General features: G+C 62.8%; 9 protein-coding genes. 3 read left to right on the top strand and 6 right to left on the bottom strand.

The window, feature by feature from the left end:
• From EOA33_RS14705 to EOA33_RS14690, 4 genes are all read right to left on the bottom strand, one after another.
• Positions 1-2,125, bottom strand: a 2,125-nt coding sequence (locus EOA33_RS14705) for a DUF5801 repeats-in-toxin domain-containing protein (RefSeq protein WP_245482337.1), incomplete at its 3' end; no start/stop codon positions are given.
• Between the two features lie 361 nt (positions 2,126-2,486).
• A complete protein-coding gene (locus EOA33_RS14700; RefSeq protein ID WP_127405946.1) occupies positions 2,487-3,125 on the bottom strand; it encodes a response regulator transcription factor in 639 nt (212 codons plus the stop codon).
• Between the two features lie 229 nt (positions 3,126-3,354).
• On the bottom strand, positions 3,355-3,963 hold the full coding sequence (locus tag EOA33_RS14695; protein WP_127405945.1) for an NAD(P)-dependent oxidoreductase: 609 nt from the start codon (positions 3,961-3,963) through the stop codon (positions 3,355-3,357).
• Between the two features lie 37 nt (positions 3,964-4,000).
• A complete protein-coding gene (locus EOA33_RS14690) occupies positions 4,001-4,639 on the bottom strand; it encodes a DsbA family protein (RefSeq protein ID WP_127405944.1) in 639 nt (212 codons plus the stop codon).
• 112 nt (positions 4,640-4,751) lie between these two features.
• Between EOA33_RS14690 and EOA33_RS14685 the strand changes: the two genes are divergently transcribed.
• The 3 genes from EOA33_RS14685 to EOA33_RS14675 all read left to right on the top strand — a co-directional run bounded on the left by EOA33_RS14685 (position 4,752) and on the right by EOA33_RS14675 (position 7,177).
• Positions 4,752-5,666, top strand: coding sequence for a LysR family transcriptional regulator (locus EOA33_RS14685; protein ID WP_127405943.1), 915 nt, complete (start codon positions 4,752-4,754; stop codon positions 5,664-5,666).
• A gap of 317 nt (positions 5,667-5,983) precedes the next feature.
• Positions 5,984-6,802, top strand: a complete 819-nt coding sequence (locus EOA33_RS14680; protein WP_127405942.1) for an SGNH/GDSL hydrolase family protein — start codon at positions 5,984-5,986, stop codon at positions 6,800-6,802.
• Positions 6,803-6,907: 105 nt separating this feature from the next.
• Positions 6,908-7,177: a hypothetical protein gene (locus EOA33_RS14675; protein ID WP_126056137.1), complete on the top strand. Its 270-nt coding sequence runs from the start codon at positions 6,908-6,910 to the stop codon at positions 7,175-7,177.
• A gap of 9 nt (positions 7,178-7,186) precedes the next feature.
• On the opposite strand, the gene EOA33_RS14670 is transcribed toward EOA33_RS14675, so the two are convergent.
• Entirely contained in the window at positions 7,187-8,074 is an 888-nt protein-coding gene (locus EOA33_RS14670) for a Gfo/Idh/MocA family oxidoreductase (RefSeq protein ID WP_348628240.1), read from the bottom strand.
• A 124-nt stretch (positions 8,075-8,198) separates the two neighbouring features.
• A partial coding sequence (locus EOA33_RS14665) for an ROK family protein (protein ID WP_145989145.1) occupies positions 8,199-9,017 on the bottom strand: 819 nt, incomplete at its 5' end.

Genomic DNA, 9,017 nt, shown 5'->3' with positions numbered 1-9,017 from the left:
GCACGTAGAACCCGTCGTGGTCGGCAGGTGTGTTGGGGTTGGCGTCCAACTCGGTCACCACGAGTTCGGGGTGGCCGGTGTTGCCGGGAGGTGCTTTCGTCAACAGCTCCGAAGAATGGAAGACGTTGAAGCTGAACCCGTCGATCACGTCATTCAACTGGATGGAGTACGTGCCCGCAACCTTGTCGAAGGTCAACGTGCCACCCGCCGTCGCGTCCTGCACATTGGCTGTGATCGGATCTTTGTCGTAGTGGAACGAGAAGGAGAACGTTGCACTGGTGGCAGTCTCCGAAGTGAGTGCCGTCTGGATATTGGTGATGTTCGGGTTCTGCGCGTTGTCTACGGTGCCGGTCAGCACCAACTGCTGGATACCCGCCGCGACGAGGTCGGCATCACCGAAGTCAGAGTGGGTGGCGTCGTAAGTCTGACGACCATCCGCGCCGATGCTGTACTTGAAATCCCCGCTGGCCGGCGTGCCGACGACGTTTTGCAAGGTTTCCGGTGTTTGGATACCTGAGGTGCCGGGATCGGCGTCGAACGGCTTCACGATCGTCGGCGCATCATCCGTGAAGACAAGGTTCTGGCCGATGTCCAGGACCGCTGTGTCGGTATCACCGTCGCCGTCGGTGATGGTCGCTGTCAGTTGTACCAGAGCATCCGCCAACAACGTCTCGGTGTCGTTCGGCCCGCTGTTGGGATCATGTATGACTGCACGGTCCTGGTTGAGCGTCACGATGCCGGTGGTGGCATCCACGGTCACCGTGAACACCAGCGCGTTGCTGACGGCCGTACGCCCCTCGACGACACCGCCGGTGACCGACAGGTTGATCGCCTGGCCAGTCAGCGTGTCGAGAAGACCGGAAGCGACCCCACTCACGCTCAGTGCGTAAGTCGTGGTTCCGGCCCCGTCGGCACCATAAACGCCGTTGAAGTTGGACGAGAAGTTGGCCGTGCCGTTGGTTGTAAGATCAGATTCGTCAACCGTGGCAGTCGCCTCTGTACCGCCCGCCGAGATGCTCGGGCCGTCGTCCTTGAAGAAGAGATTATCGCCGATGTCCAGGGTGGCGAAATCATCATCCCCGTCAGCGTCCTCGCTGTGCGCGGTGAGCGTGACGAGGGTCGCCGCCAGCGAGATAGCTTCGTCGTAGCTGCCGGGCGGGACGGTCCCGTTACCCGGAACGTTGTGAACCATCGCCAAGCTCTGGGTGAGCGTCACGACGGCAGTCGTGGTGTTGACGCTGACCGTGAACGCGATAGCACCGTTCGCGTCAGCAAGACCACCGTCTCCGACACGACCGGTAATGCTACCGTCAAGCTCTTTGTACAGGAAAATGTGTTCCTGCGATGCCGTGTCGACAAACCCGCTGTCTGTGGCGTCCGCGGGGATGCCGAGCGCGAAGGTGAGTGCGCCCGCGCCGTCAGTCCCGAAGCTGTTCGGGAAGTTGGCGAGGAAGTTGCCGGTTGTGGTAGCACCGGCACCGCCAAGGAACGACTCGTCCACGGTGAGGTCCGGGCCGGCCCCGTTGGTGTTGACGTCCGGGCCGTCATCGTCGACGTTGATGTCGTCGCCGATGGGCGTGTCAGTGTGGGACAACGCGCGGACCTTCAGGATGTCGCTGAAGTCCACCCGGTCGTCAGGGTCGAGACCGCTCGGGTGGGCGATTGCCTCGAAGGTAACCATCTGCACAGTGGCCGACAAGTTGTCGGCGTCGGCGGGGATGATGTAGAAAGCCGCGACGATGGGACCACCTACCCCTGCGGTCGCCAGCACTGATTTCCCGTCTGCCGACGTGGTGAGGAGGATATCCTGGCCGCCGACGGTGTCGAGACCGGAATTCGCGTTGGTAAGCGGAGCGAATATCAGACTGTCAACGACTTCGTTGGCTCCCGCCGTCACCTGGATGAGGTCAGACTGGCTTGCTGCCTCAGCGGAGTCGGCGAATGCCTTCTGCGCGTCCGACAGCGTGAGACCGTTGAGAAAGGCGAGAAAAGCAGCATCGAGACTGCCGGAAATGTCGCCCCCGGCGTCGACAGAGATAGCGACATCGTCGCCGTCCGGATCATTGAATTGTACGCCGGCTGTTTGGTCGTTGACCAGCGTGCCGTTTATATTGATGGTAGCCATGATATTCATCCTTTCCGGATGGTTGACTGATTCCACAAGTCGTATTCACCGCGGCAGCAGTTATGCGCACGGCTCGGACACACGCGGAGTCCACGTTTACTGGTTTTGGAAAGACGCCCCTATGCCCCTATTTAAGGAAGATCGCGCATTGAATTGCGGCCTTCTTAGCTTGATTGTGTCGCCGTTGCAGAGGGTGCGTCCATTCGCGCTTAGATAGTATTTCGGTGAATACCCGTCCTGATCGAACGATATATATCCTTCGATAGCGTGGGCTGCCGCAGGCCTTGCGCCTGCTGTCGCAATCAGGGAACGGAGGGTATTCGCAACACCGAGACCGCTGCCGGGATCAGGTCCCGGCCGATCAGATCAGGTCCGACCCGGGATGGGCGGTGTCCTTGCCATGCGCCGCCCAGGCCAGTTCCGACCGGCTGCCGAGGTTGAGCTTGGTGTAGACGTGGTGAAGGTGCATCTTCACCGTGCCTTCGGACACATGCAGCCGCTGGGCGATGGTCTTGTTGCGCAAGCCGCGCGAGACGAGATCGGCGATTTCGCTCTCGCGCCCCGTGAGCCTGGACGTGGGCTGGGATTGCGGCCGCGGCATCAGCAGGTGCTGGACGATCTTGTTGTCGATCCATTTCTTGCCGCTCGCCACCGCGTTCACGCATTCGACGAGGAAGCGGTTGCTGATGCCGTCGAGCACCAGCCCGTCAACGTCGAGCGCCTGGATCTCCTTGACGCCGAGACCGCCGTTTGGCTGCAGGATGAAGATGACGCCGAGGGCGCGGTGGGCGGCTCTCAGTCGGGAGGAAAGACCGGCCGTCTGCGGGTCCGCTAAATCCAGGCCGATGATGGCAATATCAGGCCGCTGGCGTTCCACATGCGGAAGAACGTCAACCACGCGGTGGCACTCGGCGACAACATCGTGCCCGGCCTTCCGCAACACCCACTCCAGACCTGCGAGATACACCCCCCGCGGGTCCGCCATAACCACCGTCGACATGCGAACACCGTCCGTAAAATACGCAACGAACTTTGCCTAAATCCCTGAAAAGAATGAAACCAGAAGTTAAGCGTATTGTCAAGAAACCTCTAATATAGTTCCGGCTATAACCGCGACCTGCGGCCTATGCAAAGCAGCGCCGGCTTGCCAAGGGGGGGCCCGCGGGCATCGCCGAACTGTCGCAACGGCGCCCGCGTGCCATTTCAGCGCTGGAATCGAAGCCCGGTGATCAGTAGCCGACCGTGAAGCGCTGCCGGATATGCCTGGGCGTCTCGATCTCGCCGGCCATCACGATGGCGTAGTCCTCGAAGGAGATGCTGCTGCCGTTGTCGGAGGAAAGCAGCGCATCCTTGCCGAGGCGGAACGCGCCGGTGCGCTCGCCGGCGGTGAACAGGGCCGACGGCGACAGGAAGGTCCAGTCGAGATCGCTGATCGTCCGCAGCGTGTCGAGGAAATCGGCGCCCTTCTGCGCCTCGGCCTTGTAGATGGCCGGGAATTCCGGCGCGTCGACAAGGCGCTTGCCGGGCGCGACCTCGAGGCTGCCGGCGCCGCCGACGACGAGGTAGCGCTTGACGCCCGAAGCGCGCACGGCGGCAATCAGCGTGTCGGGATCGCTGGCGGTGAAATGCACCGAGCTCACCACCGCGTCATGCCCCTCGATCAACTCGGCGAGGCCTTCCTTGTCGAAGACGTCGCCCTTCCTGGCGGTGACGCCCGGAAGCTTCGCGATCTTGTCCGGGTTGCGGGCGATTGCCGTGATGGCGTGGCCACGGTCGGAGAGTTCTTTCAGGATGCGCGAGCCGGCCTGGCCGGAGGCGCCGATAAGGGCGATCTTCATGGCATTTCCTTTCTGCTTGGGGGACTGCTGTGCTGGGTCAAGCCGCCTGGATATGGGCGACGAGATTGTCGTAGCTGCCGAAGAGCGCGCTGGCGCCGATGAGGCGCGGCGCCTCTTTACGGATCACGGCGAGCGCGGGAACGCCATCGGCGCGCAGGCGCTGGAATAGCGCGCGGCCACGGCTGACCAGATCGTGATGCGCCGCCAGCAGCTTCGGCGTCGGCGCCTTCAGCATGCCGGCCGCGTCCGCCATGCCGGCGTCCGTCAGGACAACAGCGACGCCGTCCACCGTGACGATATCGCGGCCACCGACATAGCGGGCATGCTGGATCGCCTTCAGCGCCGCAAGTCGCAGGCGCGGGTCGTCGAGCCCTGCGGCGACGATGCCGAGGGTGGCAGCGCCGGAATCGAGCAAGGTGCCGCGAACGTTCAGCACGTTGTCGACATAAGCCTGGCTGAAGACCTGCCCGCTCAGCCGCTCGATGCGCTGGTCGTTCGCCCAGGCATGGGCGGCAAAGCCTGCATCCAGCGGTCGCGCGCCGGCGCCTGAGAAGAGACCGGTCGGCAGCAACTCGAGCACCACGCCACTCTTTTCCAGCCTGTCCAGCATCGGCGTCGCGCCGTAGCACCAGCCGCAGAGCGGGTCGAAAAGATAGGTCAGCGTTGCATTGCTCATGGCCGTCTTGTCCGGATGTCTGTCTCTCGGACCTAGATGGCAGCTGGGCCGGTTGCAAAAAATAGTGATCAATCATACAGACTGTCTGATCAAATCAGACAATGGCTCGCCGATGGCCGAACTTCTGAACCTCAACCGGCTTGTCTATTTCACCACGGTGATCGAGACCGGGTCGTTCACGGCGGCCGCCGACCGGCTCGATGTCGCCAAGGCGGTGGTCAGCCATCAGGTCGGCAGGCTCGAGCAGGAACTCGGCGCTACGCTGCTGCGGCGCACGACGCGGCGCGTCACGCCGACGGAGGAGGGGCGTCTGTTCTACGACCGCGCCGCCATCATCCTGCGCGAAGCGGAAGCCGCCTATGGCGACATCGCGCGAAGTGCCGACAAGCCGACCGGGATGCTGCGGTTGACGGCGCCGCTCGACTATGGCGAGAAGATCGTGGCGCCGACCATCGCCGCCTATCTGAGGAAATATCCGAGGATGCGGGTCGAGACGATTTTCGACGACGCGGTGAGCAACCTCGTCGACGAGCAGATCGACCTCGGCATCCGGGTCGGCTGGCTGGCCGATTCCAGCAATCTGGCGCGGCGTCTCGGAACCTTCCGGCAGGTTGTCGTCGCAAGCCCGGAGCTCGCGGCCAGGCTGCCGCCGAATGTGGGCCCCCTGCAGTCAAGATCGCTGCCCTGGGTCGGCAATGCCCAGTTGCGCGGCGTCGGCCAATGGCTGTTCTCTAAAGACGACGAAACTGTGCTGGCCGAACTCAACCCGGTCGTCAGCTGCGACAAGAGCCCCGCCGTCCATGCCTGCGTGCATGCCGGCATCGGGCTTGGCATCTTTCCGGACTACAGCGTCGCCGACGACATTGCCAAGGGGCGGCTGGTGCAGGTGTTCGCCAACTGGACCTTGCCCGCCGGCGGCATCCATGCCGTCTTTCCGCCGGCGCGCTTCAGGCCGGCAAAGGTGCGTGCCTTCGTCGATATTCTGGCGGCGGCGGAAAAAAGGCGGTCACGCGGCTCCGGCTCTTGAGAAGCAGACGTCGTCATTTCGTTTGATGGCAAGCCGCATCGAGCGAATAGGTCGCCTTGGCGGCCATCAAAAGAAACCGCCGCCTGTTCTCGCCAATTCGTGTTCTTCTACTAGAGAATCAGAGTTGACGATGATTGCCTTTATCACGCAACTTCAGTCGCAATTTCACAGGTCATTTCCAGCATTCTGATGTAGGGAGGGATACTATGAAACGCAGTAATGCCCTTGCACTAAGGTTATTCGCGACAAGGGCAAAGCTCTTGGACGCGATCGAAAGCGAACAAGAGGCGCGAGCCAGACGCCACCAGGAAAGAGTAATGGCCTTCGAAGCGAGGGCGTCAACGGCAATTTCCAGCGGAAAGGCAGCGCTGGTCGTCCCTTTGATGCTTTTGGCAAATGGTGATTCCTGGTTCAATTATCCATTGGTCGACAATGGCCCTCTTTGCCGAGACACGGACATCATCGTCAAACTTGGCAAGATAGGGAGGCCGAAGCCGTTCATCCTGTCGGTCGCACATTGGGGGGATACGTCGGTCGATGAGCTGGCGCTCCCGAAACAGAAACGCATGAAGGAACAATTGCAAAACAAAGCGAACTGGGGAGCCCGAGGAAAGCCGGATGCGATCCTGATCTCCGCGGGAGGCAACGACATAGCCGGCGATCAATTCTGCATATTCATCAATGATGTGCAGGCGGGAAGGCCGCTGAACAGGGCACGTCTTCAAGAAGCGCTGGGCATGATCGAAGCTTCCTACCAGGAGCTTTTCGACTTTCGCAACAAATACGCCCATGGTGTCCCGATCTACGGACATTGTTACGACTTTGCCGTTCCGGACGGCAGCTCTCCCCCATTTCCCGGTGTCGGGCCCTGGCTCAAACCGAGTTTTGACTTCAGCGGGCAAACCAATATGGCTGCAAACAAGCAGGCTGTGGCGGACGCATTGAAACTTCTCAAGACACTGTTGACCAAATTGGCGAGCAAGGCCTCGAACAGATTTCATTTGATCGATACGCAGGGAACAATCACGCGCCCAAGCGAGTGGGCCAACGAACTTCACCCGACCGAGGCTACCTTCGAAAAATTCGCCGATGTCTTTCGAAGGCGCCTCGCCGCTGACTTCCCTGGCAGAATCTAGTCAGGAGCGCCGGCTCCCGATCTGGCAATGCCGCTCAGGGAACTTTTGTCCGGCTGGCGATTTTGGATGTATGCTGGGAATTCCAACGGCCAGAAGGGTTTGCCGATGACGACGAAACGCCTTGCGATCTGCGCCCTCGTTTTCGCTGGAGTCTGTGGCATCTCCGCCTCGGCCTTCGCGGGAAGCCGCGACCATCGGGCCGAATCCGAGCGCTACGTTCCCGCGCATCGCGATATCATCGACATTCTGTTCGCGGGCCCGCACTACTATGACCAGCAATTGTTCACGACGGCGGCCGGAGCCTGCTCGTACCACCAGGTCGGCCCTGACGCGAATGCGCTGAACAAGATCAACGACCACCATTGTGGCAAGTAGGCGGAACGCTCAGCGCCCACCGCCCTCCTTCATCGTCTCGATGATCTCCGCCATCAGCGCCAGGTCGCGGCGCGAGTCCGCGAGGTCGGTCAGCGGCCTGGTGCCGTTGGTGATGTGGCGGTGGAAGGTTTCGAGCTCGTTGCAGAAGGCGTCGCCATAGAGCGGGCCGAACGCCTTCGTCACCGGGCCGAGCGGGCCGGCTTCCGTCACTTCCAGCCGCGTCGGCAGGCTGCGGATATAGGGCGTGTCATAGATGATGCGGACCCGCTTGGTGTTCGAGCGCACCTCGATCATGGCGTCGAACAGGCCGAGCTCGTCGACGACGGCGTCATAGAGGCAGGCGAAGTGGCCGTAGTCGAAGGTCACGCTGGTGTTGGCGCCGCCATTGGCGCGGTGCGCCGCCACCACCCGGACCGGCTCGCCGAGCAGTCCGCGCATCGCCGAGATGTGGTGCGAGGAGAGCGCCGTCAGCCCGCGATAGGCGCGCACGAGGTCGGCGGACGCATCGGCCCCCACCACCTCGCGGATCAGCGCCTCGCGCTCCCTGGCGCCGCGCGCCAGGATCGCCGGATCGATGTCGGTGGGGTAGAGTGTGTTCTGGCTCTTCTTCAGGAAATGCCGGCCTTCCGAGATGAGGTCGAAGATGCGCACATGGGTGATGTCGGCGTGGGTGGGCAATTCCTCGCGCGCCGCCAGATAGGCCGGCGCGTAGCGCCGCATGTAGCCGACGAAGATGGTCCTGGCGTAATCCTTGCTCAGCGCCAGCAGTTCGTCGATCTCGCGCACCGTCAGGCAGGCGGGCTTTTCCAAAAGAATGTGCTTGTCGGCCTTTATCGCGGCACATGCCGCGACCCCGGGCGAAGAGCGGCGGAGCAGAATTCTGCTCAGTAGCAACACTTCGAAGTTACGGCATGGATTCCAGGGTCTTCGCGACGTCGCTTCGCTCCTGCTTCGCCCTGGAATGACGAAGGGACGTGTCTGCTCGGCGGCTCCATATTTGCGAGCGCCGCGCTGCTTGGGCTCAGCCTTGTCTTGCCTCCCTGGCGCCGGTCTGTCCTCCGGCGCCGTTCTTCGTCTCCTCGTTCTGCACCATCGCCAGCGCCGTGCCGGGCTCGCCCTCCCATAGGATCAGGCTGGCCGCGCCGACCAGGCCCGCCCGGTCGCCGAGTTCGGCCGGCACGATCGGCACGTCGCGGTAGGCCTGCATGGCGCGCTCCTCGACCGTCGCCCTGATCCCCGGCGCCAAAAGGTCGAAGCCATTGGAAAGGCCGCCGCCCATCACGATCAGGTCCGGCGAATAGAGATGCAGGAGATTGGTGAAGCCGATGCCGAGCCATCTGGCTTCCGCCTCGACCAGCTGGCGGGCGGTCGCGTCGCCCGTCCGCGCGGCCTCGACGACATGGCGAGCTGAGATGTCGCCGTCCTTGGCAAGGCGCCGGAGCAGCGATCCGTCGCCGGGCGCTGTCAGCCGTGTCGCCCGGCGCCCGAGCGCGGTTCCCGAGGCGACCGCCTCGAAGCAGCCGATGGCGCCGCAGAAGCAGCGGTCGCTTTCGCCGGTGATTGTCATGTGGCCGATCTCGGCTGCCAGCCCGCGCCTGCCGTGATAGATGTGGCCGTCGGCGACGACGCCGCCGCCGATGCCTGTCGAGACGGTGACGAACACCAGCGATCCGGCGCCGCGGCCGGCGCCGAAGCGCCATTCGCCGAGCGCTGCCGCATTGGCGTCGTTCTCGAGCCGCACCGGCAGGCCGAACTGCCGGCTGAGGATGTCGATCAGCGGCACATTGTGCCAGCCGGCCAGCGTCGGCGGCCCGATGACGATGCCGGCCTTGGGGTCGAG

This window comes from Mesorhizobium sp. M4A.F.Ca.ET.050.02.1.1 (genome assembly GCF_003997725.1).
Taxonomy (GTDB): domain Bacteria; phylum Pseudomonadota; class Alphaproteobacteria; order Rhizobiales; family Rhizobiaceae; genus Mesorhizobium.
The sequence above is the reverse complement of the archived record's forward strand: the minus strand, read 5'-3'. Positions and strand labels throughout refer to the sequence as shown.